Below are 16914 nucleotides of genomic sequence, written 5' to 3' on the forward strand. Positions count from 1 at the left end.
CTTTTCGGAGCCGACGGTAGGATTTAAGGGGTTACTCAACGTCCCCTGTTGAAAATTTTAAAGGGGTATTGGTGCCTTTGGGAGATACTCTGAGGTATCCCTGCATCTCCTGGTGGAGTGCAGAACAGAAGTCTGTACAATAGAAAGGAAACACTCCCGCTCTGTCCGGCACCCACTTCAGCGTGGAAGTTTCGCCTGGCATGATGAGCAATTCAGCGGTATTGGCTCCCTTGATGGCAAATCCGTGGGGAACATCCCAGTCCTGCTCCAGGTTGGTCACGTGGAAATATACCTCGTCACCGACGTTGACCCCTTCGATGTTGTCCGGTCTGAAGTTGGAGCGGATCGAGGTCATGTAGACGTGAATCTCATTTCCTTTGCGCTCAACCCTTGCATCTGTGATACCTTTCAGGGCAAAGGGGCTCATGTTTTTCTCAATAGGATAGAATTTCACCTGACGGTCCTTGATCAGGCTGGCAGGAAATGCCTCCGCGTAGTGAGGTTCACCAATCGTCGGGAAGTCCAACAAAAGCTGCATCTTATCACCGGAGATGTCATAGAGCTGGGCGGAATGCGCCAGTTCCGGTCCGGTAGGCAGGTAACGGTCTTTGGTGATCTTGTTGTAAGCCACCATGTACTTGCCGTGAGGCTTCCCTGTAGGACCGCCTGGAATACTCAAGTGACCAACAGAATAGTAAGTCGGCACCCGATCCACTACCTCTAGGGTTTCAATATTCCACTTCACAATCTCCGAAGACACGAACATGGACGTATAGGCAAATCCTTTTCCATCAAACTCGGTGTGTAAAGGCCCCAAACCTGGCTTCACCACTTCGCCATGCAGTACGGATTCATATTTCAAGACTGGCATGCCGTTAAGCTCTCCTTCGAAATCCTTGTTTTCTATAGCAGCCAGCATCTTGGTGAAAGAGAACACCGGGATGATCGCAGCCAACTTACCGCTACCGACAATGTATTCTCCGGTCGGATCAGTGTCTGTACCGTGTGGAGATTTCGGGCATGGGATAAAGTAAACAATGTCCTTCAACACCGTAGGGTCCAGCGTCAGCACCTCTTCGATCTTGGTCGAGGTGGCCGAGTGTGTTTCCTCATCCCACTTATTGTGCACGTAGCTTGCCTTTTTCTTGGTTCCCTTTCCTGCTTTCACATATTCTTCAGCCTTTTTCCAGTTGATGGCCATGATGAAGTCCTTGTCTTTTTGTGAAGCATTTACTTCCAAAAGCGTATGGGCCATCTCGGTATTGTACGTGGAGAAAAAGAACCAGCCGTGGGACATATTTTTTCCGGCACGGGCCAGGTCAAAGTTGAAAGGCGGCGCCTCGATCTGGAAGGAAAGATTCATCTCACCACTTTCCGGATTTACTCCGATGAAGGAAATGTGTCCCTTGAAGTTCTCTTTGTAGGAGTCAATGGATACATCCTGATTATCTCCTACGGGCACCGAAAAACGGGTTCCTGCTACCACATACTCCGTGTTTTGGGTAATGAAAGGAGATGAGTGGTTACCGGCCGAATTAGGGATCTCGATGATCTCCACGGTCTTGAAGGTGTTGAGATCAATCCGGGCGATTCTGGGGGTATTGTTTGCATTCGCAAAAGCCCATCTCGCGTCGTGTTCCGCATTGGTGGTAGAGATGGCGATGTGGTGCAGGTCGTCCCAGGGAACAAATCCATGCGATGTATTGAGCATGGGCTTGGATTCTTCGGAATATCCCCAACCATTCTCCGGATTCACGGAGAAGACGGGAAGAATCTTCAACACGCGACCAGATGGAAGGCCGACAACGGATATCTGCCCGTTGAAACCGCCCGAGACGATGTTATAAAACTCATCGTGGTTACCGGGTGCTACATACACTTTGGATGCCGCATCACCAGTGATCGCAGTTTGTGCGCCTTTGGGCTTGCATCCGGGGGCCAATGCAAAGGCTGTCATGCCCACTGCTAAAAGCCAGACTTTCTTTTCCATAATGGTCTATTGATTAAAATTTGAATTATTTGGCAGCAGCGTCCCGCTCTCCTGCTTTTTCCTCGTCATTTCTTCTCATGAATTCCAGAATTCCCCTAGCATCCGCCTGAGAAAGATTTTGATTGGGCATTCGGGTAAGACATTCTTCCAGGAGCTTTTGGGCCGTGGGATCTTGCTCCAGCATGACATCCACGTTGGTGATCATGTTCAGAATCCATTCAGGCCGTCTTCGATTAGTCACCCCCTGAAATCCGGGCCCAACCAGACGTTTGTCATTCAGCTGGTGACAAGCCGTACATTTCATGTCCACGATTGCTTTTCCGGCATCAGCCAGAGAAGCATCGATTCCGCTTCCAAGGTCGACGGACTTCACTTCGCCGATTCCTTTGGGATCGGCGGCAGCAGCTTCGGTAGCCGGAGCGGAGGTAGTTTCAGTTGAGGTGGCAGACTGTTCTGAACCTCCTCCACAGGCAGTCAGGAGAATCCCCAGGATTCCGGCTGACCATAGCAGGGATTTTTTCATAGTTTGGGTTTTGATTTGTTGAAATTTGATTATGGGGTTGGGTATGTTTTGAAAAGGGATTTTTTGAGTTAAAATTTGGGTCAACAGCAATCCCAAACCAATGGGAAACAGGCAGGAACCCAGAAACAGATACAAATGATAGTCCTCCAGGAATCCGAGTTGTAGCCAGATGAGTGTCCCCTGACCAAAGAGGAGAAGCTCCGAAATGACGAATCCTGCCAGCAGCAGTGCCCATCCTGTTCGGGAAAGGATTGTGTCTTCTACCCAATTCTTTTGCACCGCCAAACCGGAAATTCCCATGGTCAATACTCCCAAAAGGACCAGATGCAAGAAGCCAATCACGTACATCCGGATGGTGTAGGAAATGACTGCGATGGATGGGAAAACAAGAATCGCCTGAAGTGCTGCTTTCAAGAACAGCGAGGCTATGGCGGAACTCAACAGGATCCTGACGACAGATAGCAAATCCACCTTTCCGAATCCTCGTAACAAGGCGAGTATCAAATAGGAGTAAGCTACCAACTGGGTGATTACGGCCAATCCGTTGACCTGAAAAGCAAAGGGACTGGGCTCGGCCCAAGTCACAGCCAACGCATAGGTCAGAATCACAGATCCAGCCAGCAGAATCTCCTGATACCTCGGCCATTCAAACTGGTAACCGGATCGTTCGAGATGAAGGAAGATCAGGCCCAGAGATCCCAATACAAACCAGCCGTTCAACTGAAAATGGAGAAACCATTGGATACTCATGAAGGACAGTTCATGCATCTTCCCCAATTGGGAATTGATCGGACCCAAGGCCCACAGTCCCAGAGAAGAAACCACCAGGAATCCCAGTGCCAGTCTAAGGAGACGGATGCCGGTGGTGCTTTTTTCTGAATTCAACAGGATAAAAAGCCTGTAGACAAAGCCATAGGAGATCAGCACATGCAGGCTCGAAAAGGCAATACTGAAAATCCCATATCCCTGAACAGGGAAAGATGCCAACATTCCCAAAGGAGAAACTACCGCGCCGATCAACAGCCAACGAAACTTCCGGATTTCACTTTCGGCTTTGGCAAGGCTGAAGACCATCCCGCCACTGAGGATCAGAAATCCCCAACCCAACATGGCAATGTGGGAATGGGTGTGCAGGATGTTCCGATATTCCAGAAAAGGGATCTCCCAGATGTGGAAAGACCGCATCAAAAGGCCAAAAACCGAAGCGACAAAAAAGAATCCGAATGCCCAACTCACCCAAATCCACCTGAATTTCAGCGGATCGGAAGGAAGGAACGGATTCAATTTAGTGCCTTGGGCTTTCATGGATCAGGAGTTCAATTGGGCAAAAACCTGTTGCGCCACCGGAAACAAAATGTTGTTTTCCAAGTGTATGTGCGTATGAAGGTCATCTTCAAACTCCTGCAGCATCGCAAAGGCTACCCGGTAGGTCTGGCAGGCATCCGAAGGCGGAGTGTAGGTATTACTCAAAGCCGAAATCTTTCGAAACCGCTCTCCTTCGGTATCATGCTCTTCTTCCATCATCGCGATAGGATTGTCGATATGGCCAAAATGTGGGGCAGATAGTGGGAAATCGTTGTTCAAGGCATCCTCCATGGCTTTGATATAGGGGAAAAGTATAAACTCCTCTTTTTTCATATGGACAGTCAATGCATCAGCTGTTTCGAAAAATAGGGTCCTGATTTCTTCCAATTCCGGATGCCGATCCCCGTGAACCCGGTTGATCTTGTCCAGATAGAACTTGAGCGCCGGGATCGTGTCTCCCACATACTTATGATGAACCGCGACGATATGATCCACCAGTTCCTTCATCCCCATCCCCTGGTAATTTGTAGCGTCTGCTGTCTGAAAAATGGGCAGCAACTCCTGAATTACCTTCTCAGTATCCAAGCCGCGCGTTTCGCAGGCCTCTGATAGTTTCACTCCCCCTTTGCAGCAAAAGTCAATTCCGAATTCGGTGAAGACCTTGGCAGTGCGGAAATTGTCCGCGACGATTTTTCCTACTTTTTTTTCAGCTAGTTGATTCATAGTCAATGTAATTAAAAAGGAGTTTTTTATCCTCTATTTGTTTAAATTTTTTTTAGTACTTCAAATACGAAACTCCCTGCCGGATACCATTGGCCATATCCGCAAGTGTAGTCGTCATCATCATCCCCGTAAGATGATCCCGGATAGCTTTAAACTTATAATGAACTGCACAGGGTCGCTTTTCAGAACATTCATGTAATCCCAATGCACAACCTGTAAACACCGAATCTCCGTCAATAACGTGAATCACCTGATAGAGTGGGACTTGCTTCCCGGGTTCGGAGATCTGAAAGCCGCCGTTGGGTCCCTTGATTGAAACCAAGAGATTTTCCCTGACCAAGGTTTGGAGAATTTTAGCGGTAAATGCCTCTGGAGAATTGATGGCAACTGCGATCTCCTTCAAACCGACGCGCTCCTCTCCTTCCGGCAGAGTGGCCAGAAAAATCATGGAGTTGATCGCGTACTTACAGGCTTTGGAAAACATCTTTTGGCTGATTGCTGAATCAAATGTATAGAAAGAAAAATAAAAGACAAATTTATCCTTTTATATTTTTTTACTCTTGAAGTTCCTTGTCGACTCTCACATCAGACAAATTCAGTTGAAAGGCCGTTGAACTGTCGAATCTCCGGTTTTTCAGCCCCTACGAAAAACAGATAGGGCCACTGGCGAAAATGAGATAACCGTGATTTTTTATTATCGATAAATTTGTCGGAAATGAGTTTTGTCATACTTTTGGCCCAATCAATCTCTTACCATGTTTTCCAAGGCCTGCGAATACGGAATCAAAGCCATGATCTATGTGGCCACACAATCCATCAAAGGAGAGCGGGCAAAAATCGGCGACATCGTGGAAAAAGTAGGCTCTCCTGAAGCTTTCACAGCAAAAATCCTGGGAGACTTAGCCAAAAACGGCCTGATCGAATCACTTAAAGGTCCTTATGGAGGATTCTATATCCGACCCGATCAAATGGAGTCCACCAGAATCATTCAAATCGTCTCAGCAATCGACGGGGATTCCATCTTCAAAGGATGCGGTCTTGGACTGAGCGAATGCAATGCCCAAAAGCCCTGTCCCATGCATGCCAAATTTGTAAAAATCAGATCCGAATTAAAAAATGCATTAGAATCGACCACTTTGCTGGAATTGGCGAATGGGATTAAATCAGGCCAAACTATCCTGATCCGTTAGTCCCATTTTTTTTGAATCTATTTTCGACAATTTTATCGGAAATGAAATTTCAAAAGCCAATCCTTGAATTGATTTCAGCATTTCGACTATTACCTGTCTCAATATGAAACGCACTACACTCCTTTTACTGCTTCTGGGATTTGGGTTAAACCAATCTCAGGCTCAAACGGTCCCCAATCCTGCTATCGACCAATGGTGGTCCAGTCCGGGAATCGTCGGAACCGCCCTACTCATTGCCTTAGTTTCTTTAGTAGCTATTGTCATCATTGGATCCCGGCTTTCCGCGCTTTTCCAAGGCCTTCAAAACAGGGCTGAATCCAGAAAAAAGGAAACGCTAAAATCCGAGTTGGTGAATTGGGAGGAAGAAGACTTAGACTGGATTTTGGAAAAGCGGAAAGCCGCAAAAAAATACCGACTGACAGGTACCGAACTTACAGGAAAAGGCAACTCGGATGACAGTCGGGGATTGATTGCCAAGGTCACCCGTGATCCTGAAAATCCGCTGGTAGATGAAAAGAAAAGGGAAACCCTCCGCATGGAAACACCCAAACCCCTCAGAAAATTAATGATCTGGTACTTGGGAGCAGCAGTGTTTTGGCTGGTTTTTGGAACCCTGGTCGGACAATACGTCGGAATGAAATTTATCTGGCCTGAAATGGATCAAATCTCCTGGTTATCCTTTGGCAGACTCCGGCCGGTCCACACCAATACGGTTTTCTGGGGTTGGGCCTCCATGGCCATGGTCGGTTTGGGATATTTTGTCATTTCCCGCACCTCCAACACTGGCATTTTCAGCTACAGTCTGGCAAAAATCGCCTGGTACCTCATGAATTCTGCAGTCGTATTGGGCAATTTTCTGCTCATGAGCGGAGTAAATAACGGTGGTGGGGAATATCGGGAATACATCTGGCCTGTGGCTTTACTCTTTGCCTCCGGGTTAATCTTGACATTTTTCAATTATTACAAAACCGTTGCCGCCAGAAAAATCTCCGAAATCTATATCTCCAATTGGTACCTCTTAGGCGGACTGATTTGGACCATTACGCTGGTAGTGATCGGGTACTTGCCGAGTTTCCAAGATGGCCTTGGAGAAACTGTGATTCAGGGATACTACATGCACCAGGGAGTCGGAATGTGGTTTATGACCTTCACGTTGGGTTTGATCTACTATTACCTGCCTACTTCTCTGAACAAACCGATTTACTCCTATTCTCTGGGCGTCTTGGCATTTTGGACACAGATGCTCTTTTACACACTGATTGGCACCCATCACTTTGTTTTCAGTCCCTTGCCTTGGTGGTTACAAACCGTTGCGATAGTCTTCAGCGCGGGGATGTTTATCCCTGTTGTCTCAGGCACCACCAATTTCCTGATGACTATGAAGGGAAGTTGGAGTGCCATTTCCAAAAGTTACGTGCTGCCCTTTTTCCTGGTTGGTGTGGTTTTCTACTTTGTCGGATCTGCACAAGGAAGCCTGCAAGCTTTCCGCCTGACCAATTTCATCTGGCATTTTACGGACTTCAATGTTGCCCACTCGCACATGACCATGTACGGCATCATCACGTTCATCCTCTGGGCCTGCATGTATGCGATCTTGCCCAAAGTCACAGGTAAAGAGCCGCCTGCATTGGGTGTCGGGATTCACTTCTGGTTGGCTTTCGTGGGACTTTTTGCCTACATGATTTCGCTGATGACGGGAGGAACACAACGTGGGCTCAGTTGGATCGAGGGGGAATCCTTCATCAATTCCGTGATTTTGATGCAGCCGTTTTGGGTTTGGAGAGCGATTGGAGGCTCCATGATGTTTGTCTCCCACCTGATTTTCGCCTACAATTTTTATGAAATGGCAAAAAAAGAGAAGCCGCTTCCTCACAAAATCCCAGCTCCTCTTTCATCCGTCCACGCCTAATTGACCTGACCATGTTTGATTTCCATAAAAACCACAAACTGCTCGTTGCGACATCTTTCCTGGGATTTGCCATGCTGAGTACAGTCATTGCTGTCATTCCAGCGCTTCAAATGCAGGAAGTGAAGCCGCTTCCAGGAATGGAAGAATTGAATTCGGAGGAATTGAAAGGCCTGCAAGTCTATGTCTCAGAAAATTGCATGGCCTGCCACACCCAACAAGTCCGGAATATTGAAATGGACCAAGTTTGGGGTGAGCGGCCATCCCTGGCTTCAGATTATTATTACAGCAAACAACGGATGGATCTTTGGAGGCAATCCCCCTCACTCTTGGGAAGTGAGCGGACCGGACCGGATCTGACTGAGGTCGGGAAAAGACAACCCGGGAAAGAATGGCACCTCCTGCACCTCTACAATCCACGGATTGCAGTAAAAGAATCCGTTATGCCGAGTTACCCCTGGCTTTTCGAAGAAAAATCCAAGGCAATGGTAACCCAAAAGGATGTGGTGGTTCCAGTTTCGGCTGAACTGCTCAAAAATCCCGATCATCAGTTGGTAGCCAAACCGGAGGCTCTGGCACTGGTAGCCTACCTTCAGTCCTTGATTCAGGCAGAACTGGGACAAGATCTCGGACCTGATTTCATTCCATCCACGCGAAAGAAGCAAGAGCCGGCCTCGGGAGCAGAATCCCTCGGCCTCGATGGACTTCAGCTGTACTCAGAAACCTGTTCAGCCTGCCATCAGCCTTCCGGAGATGGCATTCCGGGGGCATTCCCCTCCTTGGCCGGAAGCGAAATCGTCAACGATCCCGATCCCTCTATCCTGATTCAGATTATCCTATCCGGATATGACGCCCGACCGGAATTTGGAGCCATGCCGGAATTTGGAAGCCTGCTCAGTGACGAAGAAATAGCCGCAATTGCAACCCATGAGCGTAGCAGCTGGGGCAATCAGGCTCCTGTGGTCACTCCCGACCAAGTCGCAGAAATCCGAAAATTTGTCCTCAACCAATAAATCTACCTCCCATGCAAAATTCAGAAATCTATCTCGAATCCCTCATCACTTCCACCCCTCAGGAAGGAACGGATTTGGCGATCAAGTTGGCCAGAAAGTCCATCGCGGCTATCCAGACCGATCTCGAAACAAGAAAAAATCTGAGAGGAAATTATGCTCAGGACACTACGCAACTGATCGCCTCGGCACAAGTCATAGCAGTGGAGTTTCAGACCATCGCCATGGCGAATAACTACTGGAAACCATGAAAGCTTCCCTGATTTGTTTTTTGGTATTCTTCGGGTCAGTCCTATCGGCCATGGCTTGCGATGTCTGCCAAAGAAACCAGCCCAAACTCCTCCGGGACATCAGCCATGGGACAGGCCCACAGGCTCAAAGCGACTATTACATCATTGCCGGAGCGGTGATTTTGGTCCTGCTCACCCTGTTTTATAGCCTCAAATACCTCCTCCGCCCCGGGGAGCAAAATCCCGGACACATCAAAAATCTTATACTCAACCATCATCCCCAGCTATGAATGACAATCGTAAAATCCGGGTGTTTCTGGATGAGGATCCTGTGCCTTTTGCTGAATTCAGCCCTCCGGTCAAGTTTGTCCTCGACACCACCAAGATCCCGGATGGCAAGCACCAACTCCGGATCGTAGCCCAATCTACTACAGGCAAAGAAGGTATGAAAACTGTCCCCTTTGAAGTGAGAAACGGCCCTTCCATTGCCGTGGTAGGCCTTCAGGACGGCGATGTGGTAACTGACCAAGTCCCTGTGACCATCAATTCCTATGGGAGCGAGCGCAATGACTTCTTTCTGATCCGAGGCTCGGAAACTCCCAAAGGAATTCCGGCCTGGGTTTGGGCGACCCTGATCTCCTTTGTTGGTTTTGCCCTGTTTTACTTTATCATGTACTGGAATCCAGACCATTACAAATCCTTCTTCTAATGAACAAATCAGACATCATCGACCTGAGTGACATTCAGGTATTGGTAGATACCTTTTATGAAAAAGTCCGGCAGGACGACTTATTGAGAGACATCTTTGAAAACGTCATCCAAGATCGGTGGCCTGAGCATTTGGAGAAAATGTACCGGTTTTGGCAAACGGTACTCCTCGACGAACACACCTACCAGGGAAGCCCATTTGTTCCACACGCTCATTTGCCGGTGGAAAAAGCCCATTTCGGACGCTGGATTCAACTTTTCTACGAAACTGTAGATGAGATATTCTCAGGAGAAAAAGCAGAGCGGGCCAAGTGGCAAGGAGAACGAATGGCTGAAATGTTCCATTTCAAGATCAATTATTACCGGACTTCCACTGTAGATCCCATCTTGTAGTCAAACTTAACCCCACTCCACCATGGAAAAAAAAGCACCCCTGAAACGCGACCCTGCACTCCGGCACCTCAGCCATGACCACCATCATGGGCTCTTGCTGTGCTGGAAAATCAGACAGGGATTCAAACTGGGCATCGAACCGGCACGTATGAAAAATTACTGCAATTGGTTTTGGACCTCCTATCTCAATCCTCATTTTGAAGAGGAGGAAAAGGTCATTTTCCCCATACTCCCGGAAGACAATCTCCTGATCAAGCAGGCCTTGACTGAGCACAAGCGGCTGCGTAAGCTCTTTTCTTCATGGGAAAACCCGGAGAAAACCCTTGGTCAAATCGAGGAAGAACTGGAAAAACACATCCGGTTTGAGGAGCGGATTCTTTTCCCGGAAATTCAGGAAAAAGCCACCGCTGAGCAACTAGAGGCAATTGCCGCACATGGTAATCGAGAAAAATTTGTGGAGAATGGGGAGGATCCGTTTTGGGTTATTGCTGCCATTTAGGTTTGGCGACTTTCAAAGCCTGAAATTCTAAGAAACCCTTTAAAATTCCCACACGATTCCCTTTTTCAAAATTACCCTTGCTTCAATCAGGCATTTTCAGCCTCAATCTTCTTCAATTGTGAATGAATAAACGGAACTCTCGGCGCCAAAAAATATCCTGTCAAACTGGCGATCAAGATGGGCACAAAATGCCCAAAGCCTGTCAATACACTTAGCAAAATCGTGGTACTGACTGGTGTGCGGGTAACGCAGGCATTTACAGCAGCCATACAGCTCACCCAAGTCAGGGTGGGATTAAGTCCGGGAAAAAGCTGGCAAAGTGCCAATCCCAAACACGTACCCACAAAAAACAAGGGAATGATAAAACCGCCTCTCCAACCTGAAGTTACTGTGACAGAAATAGCCAAAATCTTCATTCCCAAGATCAGCAACAAGGTTTCCCAGGACAAATTAAGTCCGATCACTTCATTGATTTCGTGGTGGCCGAAATACCGAGTAATCGGGAATCCATATCCAATAAGACCCAAGATCAAGCCTCCCAAGGTTGTTTTGACATAAATCGGCATCGATACCCACTCAAAGGCTTTTTTACACCCCTTCGTACAAAAGACAAATACCCAAGCCACCGCTGATCCCAGGATCGCGACACCAAAAGCATATCCAAAATCGAAAATCCCCTCGTAGCTGTATTGGGGAAAATTCCAGGTTGGACCCAGGCCCAAATGGATAATCAAGGCAAAAACGATGTAGCTAAAACAACTCGCTACCAAGGCCGGAATCACAGCCCGGTAATATTCCAGCATGTGCTTGTGGTGTAGAATCTCCACGGCAAACAAACTTCCCCCCAAGGGAGCTCCAAACAACGCTGTAAACCCGGAAGCCATACCGGCGATGCTGTAGGTTCGGAGCTTCTCTCCTTTCAATCTAAAAATCTTCCCCAACCACGTTCCTGTCGAACCCGTCACCTGCACCAAAGGTGCTTCGGGCCCCAAACTCCCACCTGCAGCTACGCAGATCAGGGAGGAAAGGATCATGGAAGGATTGTTTTTGGGATTAAGCTTTCCCTTGTTGAATCGAATATTGTTGACAATCAAATGGATCTCTCCAGGATCTCCGATCCAATGAATGATCAGGCCCGCCAGCAGGCCGGCAACCGTCATCAGCGGAATCACGCTCCAGCCTTCAAATCCCTCCAAAACATGCATGAAGGATTCCAGCGTGATCCAGTAAACTCCGGCGATACTTCCCCCAATGAGGCCCAATAATGCCCAAAGCCAAAAATCCCTGCTGAACAAAAAAGGACTAAACCGAATTGGCTGATCCAGTAAATTGGCGTAGCCAATGAGTTTGCGTTTTCGCTTGATTTCCAAAACTTCTGCAGTTGATCAAGCTGGCAAAATAAAACCAACTTATGACCAATGTGAAGGAAAAATAGAAAAAATGAAGAAGAGGAGGCCTCTTTGCCTCAAACATCTATGCAAATGCTATGCTTCGATAAAGTATCAAAGAAGTTCCAGCATCCCCATCAACTTCCCTCTAACCTCTCCTGCCAACTCCTCAATTGCAGGATTTCTAACCACCGACATCGCCGCCACAGGATCCATGATCGACACTTCATAGTCATCTCCTCCGAGACTTCGGATCGTCACATTGCAGGGCAAGAGCGTACCAACATGCGGTTCGGCTGTCAGCACTTTATCAGCGAAAGCGGGATTGCATGCACCAAGTATCAGGAAAGGAGGATAATCCTTGTACAGCTTTTTCTTCATGGTGGCCTGAATGTCGATTTCGGTCAGAACCCCGAAGCCTACTTCCTTGAGACCAGCTTCAACTTTGGTTCGAAGAGAGGCAATACCTTCGGATTTTAGAACTTTTGATTGATAGTAAGACATGAGCTTAACCGTTTAAGTGATAGGTTTCAGATTCTTCGAAAGACGGAGTAGTTTTGCGCGCTTCCTGATGCTTTTCCCGGGGCTTGAAATCAAGAATATTAGAGACCACAAGCTTTACCTGCTCTTTCCAATCTCCGAGGCGCAGTTTAGTGGTCTCTTTGGTCTGATAGATTGTTTGCCAATGTTTTTCCAGGGTGGATTCCATCTCTTTTTTAAGCACATGCGAAGTTGCCCCTTGGATCGCAATTTTTCAGTGACTTATATTACATGAACGCATATTAATAGGAAAATCAGGTTCTCCAGACTGACTGTTCCAAAACAAAATCAGGTTTGCGAGTCTGTGTCAAATCGCCAAGAGTCTCTTTGTCCCCACGGAAGAGCTGCAGGTAAAACGTGCCGGAAAACCCTTTTTCCCTGAGCCATTTCTCCATTTCATCCAGTTCCTGATAGTTCAAAAGATCCGGGTGAACCGTGGTCCGGACCTCAAACCGAACCGAAGATCCGAGTAGGATTTTCAGTGATTTCTCGAATGGTTTGAAAAGATGGGATCGGGTGATTTTCCAGTAATTCCCCGGCATTCCCTTGAAGTCCAAAGCGGCAAAATCCACAAGATTTTCCTGAATCAGAGTTTCCAAGACATCAGGACGGCTCCCGTTGGTATCGATTTTCACTTCAAAACCCATCCTTTTCACTTCTCGGGCAAAGGGAATGATCTGCGGGTGAATCGTGCACTCCCCACCACTAAAAACCACCCCATCCAACATGCCAATCCGGGTAAGCAAAAACTCCCGCACATCGTCCCAACTCAGTTTACCCTTCCCCAGTACAATCTCTGGATTATAGCAATACGTACAACGCATGTTGCACCCCGCAAACCAGAGGATGCAGGCCATGCGATCCGGGAAATCCAGCAAAGTAAAAGGGGAGATACTGAACACAGGCCTCCCCTTTTCCAGGCTACTCGACGAAGTGTTGGCGCTGCTTGTGTTCACCTTTTTTTCCGATGTTGAAGCTTTCGACTGGGCGATGGTAACCCATCACGCGGGTGTACACCAGGCATTTGGTGCGTTTTTCCTGATTCAATTCAAGAAGTGGCTTGGGTTCAAGAGTTGTTTGCATAATTGGATGGATTTTGGTTTAAGTCATTCAAAAGGGCTTCGTCACATTGTGGACAGTATTCATGCTCTCCGTTGAGGTAGCCGTGAACCGGGCAGATGCTGAAAACCGGGGTAACCGTGATGTAGGGCAGTTTAAAATTGGAAAGGACTTTTTTGACGAGTCGGCGGCAGGCCTCGGGCGAAGAGATTTTCTCCCGCATGTAGAGGTGAAGTACTGTCCCTCCGGTGTATTTGCACTGCAAGTCATCCTGCAGCATCAGGGCTTCAAAAGGATCATCGGTATGATCCACGGGAATCTGGGAACTGTTGGTGTAGTAGATGTTTTCGCCCATCCCAGCCTGGATAATATCAGGGAAGCGTTTCTTGTCTTCCTTGGCAAAACGATAAGTCGTGCCTTCCGCCGGAGTAGCTTCCAAATTGTAGAGATTACCGGTTTCCTCCTGAAATTCCTTCATTCTGTCCCGGATATGTTCGAGCAGCTCTGAAGTTAAATTTTGACCAAAATTCCCTGTGATATCCTCTTTTCCTCCCGTAAAATTCAGGATCATCTCATTGAGTCCATTGACTCCGATGGTGGAGAAGTGGTTTCGGAAATGCTTCAGATAGCGCTGGGTATAAGGGTAAAGGCCGCGGTCGTACATTTCCTGAATAAATCCCCGCTTCTTCTCCAGCGTAGACTTGGCCAGTTGCATCAGTTTATCCAGTCGCTCGTAGAGCCCGGCCTTATTTCCGGCAAAGAGATATCCCAGCCTCGCCATATTGATCGTGACTACGCCGATGCTTCCGGTCATTTCCGCACTGCCGAAAAGCCCATTGCCTCTTTTCAGGAGTTCGCGGAGATCCAATTGGAGTCGGCAACACATCGAGCGAACAGCATTGGGTTTATAGGCAAGGGGATTTTCGACCTTTTGGCCATTTTCGTCAAAAGTATATTGACTGCCAATAAAGTTTTGGAAATAAGAAGAGCCGATCTTGGCGGTGTTTTCAAAAAGCAGGTTGGTATTTTCTCCATACCAATCAAAATCCTCCGTAATGTTGACCGTGGGAATCGGAAAAGTAAAAGGCTGGCCGTTGGCATCCCCTTCGGTCATAATGGTATAATAGGCCCGGTTGATCAGATTCATTTCAGGCTGAAAATTCTTGTAAGTCAATTCTTCCAGTGAACTTACCCCCCGCTTATTGGCCTTTTCCATCAGCAGATCGGAATCAATTCCGGTGAACAGATGCAGGTCATCCTTGGTGGGCATCTGGTCTTTCAGATCCTCCGGCACCACCCAATCCAGGGTTACATTGGTAAAAGGCGACTGACCCCAGCGTGCCGGGACATTGAGATTGTAGACAAAGGAGCGGATCGCTTTTTCGATTTCTTTGTAGGAAAGTTGGTCCTTGAAAACATAGGGAGCCAAATAAGTATCAAACGAACTGAAGGCCTGTGCACCGGCCCATTCACTTTGGAGAATCCCCAGGAAATTGGCCATTTGGCCCAAGGCTTCCCGAAAATGTGAGGGCGGACGGCTTTCCACCCTACCCCGAACGCCATTGAATCCTTCATTGAGCAGGCCTCTCAAGCTCCAGCCGGCACAGTATCCCGTCAGGCAGTCCAAGTCATGGATATGCATATCCCCGTTGCGGTGGGCATAGCCTTCCTCCTTGGTATATACCCTGTCCAACCAATAGTTGGCAATGATCTTACCTGCTACGTTATTCACTAAGCCGGCATTTGAATAGGACGTATTGGCATTGGCATTGATCCGCCAGTCAGTTTGCCGGATATATTCCTCGATGGTCTGGGTGCTGTCCACGTAGGTCGTGTCCTCGTTCAATCCGGCCACATGCTCTCTTTGGAGTTTGCGGGTATGCCGATAAAGCATAAAGGACCGCATGACCTCAAAGTGTCCTGAATGATAGAGTTCCTTTTCGATCAAGTCTTGGATTTCCTCAACTGCCCAGGTGGTTTTGGTTTCCAACTTTTGGATCACTGCATTAAAGACTTCGGAATCGTATTCTTTTTGGACACTCTGAAAGCCTTTTTTCAGAGCATCCTCGATTTTAAATGGGATAAATGGAGCATATTCTCCATTGCGTTTGATGACGTACTGGTCCATAGACAGCGATGGTTAAAGACAGAATGACGAGTCAATTTTAGACAAAAGAAGACAATATTGTCCGTTTTATAAGGGTAATTTTGCTCACTTTCCGGCATGATCTAAATCATCCTATTTCGGGGTAAAAAACCCGCAATACAATTTCGAAATGCATCTAATAAAAGATATATTTGTCCTCCATTTTAAAAAACAACTTCTTACTGAAAATGGAAAGTTGTCAACCATCAATGCAATTTTTCTGTCGGGTCACTTCACCGAAAAGGAGAGTAAAGTCTCCAAAATCCCTTATCTGCCTGCTCCTTTTGATCCCGGTTTCCAGTCATCATGGAAGGGAGTAGTTTCCAATAAAAATAAGCATATCTCAAACCTGCCACTAAGAAATGTTTACCATGGATCTCAGCCCTCTGCAATCCCAACTAGTAAATCTAAAAACACAAAAAAATGCTGTGATTTTGGCTCATTACTACCAAAGACCTGAAATACAACAGATCGCAGACCATGTGGGGGACAGTCTGGAGCTCTCCCGAAAAGCCTCCGAATCCATTGCTGAAATTCTGGTTTTTTGCGGAGTTCACTTCATGGCCGAAACAGCCAAGATCCTGAATCCCAACTGCAAGGTCCTAATCCCGGATCTGGAAGCGGGTTGCTCGCTGGCTGACTCCTGTGCCGTTTTGGATTTTGTCCAAATGAGGAAAAGCCATCCCGACCACCTGGCAGTATCCTATATCAATTGCTCTGCGGAGATCAAAGCCCACAGCGACTACATCTGCACTTCGTCCAACGCAGTGAAAATCATCAATTCTTTCCCGAGGGATCAAAAAATCATTTTTGCCCCGGACCGAAACCTTGGCGAGTACCTTATAAGGGAAACCGGTCGGGAAATGGTGCTTTGGGATGGCGCTTGCGCGGTACACGAAGCTTTTTCAGTCCAAAAATTGATAGAATTGGTGCAATCCTACCCATCGGCAAAAATCCTCGCCCACCCTGAGTCTAAATCCGAAATCCTGAAAATTGCACATTTCACAGGGTCCACTTCAGCGATGATCCGGTACATTACAGAATCCTCCGCAGACAAATTCCTTATCGGCACAGAGGCCGGCATCCTCCATCAGATGAAGGAATTGGCACCTGAAAAGACCCTGATTCCTATTCCAACCAAAGAAGACACCACCTGTGCCTGCAGCGAATGCGCCTATATGAAGGTAAACACCCTTCAAAAGGTCCTCCAATGCCTGGAGACAGAAAGTCCTGAAATCATCCTTGATCCCTTGGTAAGTTCCCTTGCGCTGGTTCCGATCCGAAGAATGCTCCAACTTTCCTAA

General features: G+C 47.5%; 19 protein-coding genes. 9 read left to right on the forward strand and 10 right to left on the reverse strand.

Annotated features, from left to right (window positions below):
• Nucleotides 1-31: 31 nt before the first annotated feature.
• Genes nosZ through J0A67_RS13490 form a run of 4 tightly spaced genes read right to left on the reverse strand, consistent with a single transcriptional unit; the run spans nucleotide 32 to nucleotide 5025 of the window.
• Entirely contained in the window at nucleotides 32-1990 is a 1959-nt protein-coding gene (gene nosZ, locus J0A67_RS13475) for a Sec-dependent nitrous-oxide reductase (RefSeq protein ID WP_206569891.1), read from the reverse strand.
• 25 nt (nucleotides 1991-2015) lie between these two features.
• Nucleotides 2016-3818 (reverse strand): c-type cytochrome, encoded by a 1803-nt coding sequence (locus tag J0A67_RS23095; protein ID WP_241265191.1) that lies wholly within the window; start codon nucleotides 3816-3818, stop codon nucleotides 2016-2018.
• Between the two features lie 3 nt (nucleotides 3819-3821).
• Nucleotides 3822-4541, reverse strand: a complete 720-nt coding sequence (gene ric / locus J0A67_RS13485; protein WP_206569892.1) for an iron-sulfur cluster repair di-iron protein — start codon at nucleotides 4539-4541, stop codon at nucleotides 3822-3824.
• A 52-nt stretch (nucleotides 4542-4593) separates the two neighbouring features.
• A complete protein-coding gene (locus tag J0A67_RS13490) occupies nucleotides 4594-5025 on the reverse strand; it encodes an RrF2 family transcriptional regulator (RefSeq protein WP_206569893.1) in 432 nt (143 codons plus the stop codon).
• Between the two features lie 271 nt (nucleotides 5026-5296).
• Here J0A67_RS13490 and J0A67_RS13495 point away from each other — a divergent pair, with 271 nt between their 5' ends.
• The 8 genes from J0A67_RS13495 to J0A67_RS13530 all read left to right on the forward strand — a co-directional run bounded on the left by J0A67_RS13495 (nucleotide 5297) and on the right by J0A67_RS13530 (nucleotide 10477).
• A complete protein-coding gene (locus tag J0A67_RS13495; RefSeq protein ID WP_206569894.1) occupies nucleotides 5297-5731 on the forward strand; it encodes an RrF2 family transcriptional regulator in 435 nt (144 codons plus the stop codon).
• A 103-nt stretch (nucleotides 5732-5834) separates the two neighbouring features.
• Nucleotides 5835-7640: a cbb3-type cytochrome c oxidase subunit I gene (locus J0A67_RS13500; protein ID WP_206569895.1), complete on the forward strand. Its 1806-nt coding sequence runs from the start codon at nucleotides 5835-5837 to the stop codon at nucleotides 7638-7640.
• Nucleotides 7641-7651: 11 nt separating this feature from the next.
• Complete coding sequence (locus J0A67_RS13505; protein WP_206569896.1) at nucleotides 7652-8650, forward strand: cbb3-type cytochrome c oxidase subunit II; 999 nt, start codon at nucleotides 7652-7654, stop codon at nucleotides 8648-8650.
• 11 nt (nucleotides 8651-8661) lie between these two features.
• The gene (locus tag J0A67_RS13510; RefSeq protein WP_206569897.1) at nucleotides 8662-8898 is read left to right on the forward strand and encodes a hexameric tyrosine-coordinated heme protein; all 237 of its coding nucleotides are present in this window, start codon (nucleotides 8662-8664) and stop codon (nucleotides 8896-8898) included.
• Nucleotides 8895-9167, forward strand: coding sequence for a hypothetical protein (locus J0A67_RS13515; RefSeq protein ID WP_206569898.1), 273 nt, complete (start codon nucleotides 8895-8897; stop codon nucleotides 9165-9167). Before J0A67_RS13510 ends, J0A67_RS13515 begins: the two co-directional genes overlap by 4 nt.
• Nucleotides 9164-9586 (forward strand): cytochrome C, encoded by a 423-nt coding sequence (locus tag J0A67_RS13520; protein WP_206569899.1) that lies wholly within the window; start codon nucleotides 9164-9166, stop codon nucleotides 9584-9586. The genes J0A67_RS13515 and J0A67_RS13520 overlap by 4 nt, the downstream gene beginning before the upstream one ends.
• Nucleotides 9586-9978, forward strand: coding sequence for a group III truncated hemoglobin (locus tag J0A67_RS13525; protein ID WP_206569900.1), 393 nt, complete (start codon nucleotides 9586-9588; stop codon nucleotides 9976-9978). Before J0A67_RS13520 ends, J0A67_RS13525 begins: the two co-directional genes overlap by 1 nt.
• A 22-nt stretch (nucleotides 9979-10000) precedes the next feature.
• Nucleotides 10001-10477 carry a hemerythrin domain-containing protein gene (locus J0A67_RS13530; protein WP_206569901.1) on the forward strand — a complete coding sequence of 159 codons (477 nt, stop codon included), beginning with the start codon at nucleotides 10001-10003 and terminating at the stop codon, nucleotides 10475-10477.
• An 86-nt stretch (nucleotides 10478-10563) separates the two neighbouring features.
• Here J0A67_RS13530 and J0A67_RS13535 read toward each other — a convergent pair whose 3' ends face one another.
• The 6 genes from J0A67_RS13535 to J0A67_RS13560 form a co-directional block, all read right to left on the reverse strand.
• Nucleotides 10564-11847, reverse strand: a complete 1284-nt coding sequence (locus J0A67_RS13535) for a chloride channel protein (protein WP_206569902.1) — start codon at nucleotides 11845-11847, stop codon at nucleotides 10564-10566.
• A 132-nt stretch (nucleotides 11848-11979) separates the two neighbouring features.
• Nucleotides 11980-12369 carry a DUF302 domain-containing protein gene (locus tag J0A67_RS13540; RefSeq protein ID WP_206569903.1) on the reverse strand — a complete coding sequence of 130 codons (390 nt, stop codon included), beginning with the start codon at nucleotides 12367-12369 and terminating at the stop codon, nucleotides 11980-11982.
• Between the two features lie 4 nt (nucleotides 12370-12373).
• Nucleotides 12374-12574 (reverse strand): hypothetical protein, encoded by a 201-nt coding sequence (locus tag J0A67_RS13545; RefSeq protein ID WP_206569904.1) that lies wholly within the window; start codon nucleotides 12572-12574, stop codon nucleotides 12374-12376.
• 85 nt (nucleotides 12575-12659) lie between these two features.
• Complete coding sequence (locus J0A67_RS13550; RefSeq protein WP_317195064.1) at nucleotides 12660-13361, reverse strand: anaerobic ribonucleoside-triphosphate reductase activating protein; 702 nt, start codon at nucleotides 13359-13361, stop codon at nucleotides 12660-12662.
• Nucleotides 13327-13488, reverse strand: a complete 162-nt coding sequence (nrdD, locus tag J0A67_RS23165) for an anaerobic ribonucleoside-triphosphate reductase (protein ID WP_206569905.1) — start codon at nucleotides 13486-13488, stop codon at nucleotides 13327-13329. Before nrdD ends, J0A67_RS13550 begins: the two co-directional genes overlap by 35 nt.
• Nucleotides 13472-15592, reverse strand: coding sequence for a ribonucleoside triphosphate reductase (locus tag J0A67_RS13560; protein ID WP_206569906.1), 2121 nt, complete (start codon nucleotides 15590-15592; stop codon nucleotides 13472-13474). Before J0A67_RS13560 ends, nrdD begins: the two co-directional genes overlap by 17 nt.
• A 389-nt stretch (nucleotides 15593-15981) precedes the next feature.
• Here J0A67_RS13560 and nadA point away from each other — a divergent pair, with 389 nt between their 5' ends.
• Nucleotides 15982-16914, forward strand: coding sequence for a quinolinate synthase NadA (nadA, locus tag J0A67_RS13565; RefSeq protein WP_206569907.1), 933 nt, complete (start codon nucleotides 15982-15984; stop codon nucleotides 16912-16914).

This window comes from Algoriphagus aestuariicola (assembly GCF_017254835.1).
GTDB lineage: Bacteria > Bacteroidota > Bacteroidia > Cytophagales > Cyclobacteriaceae > Algoriphagus > Algoriphagus aestuariicola.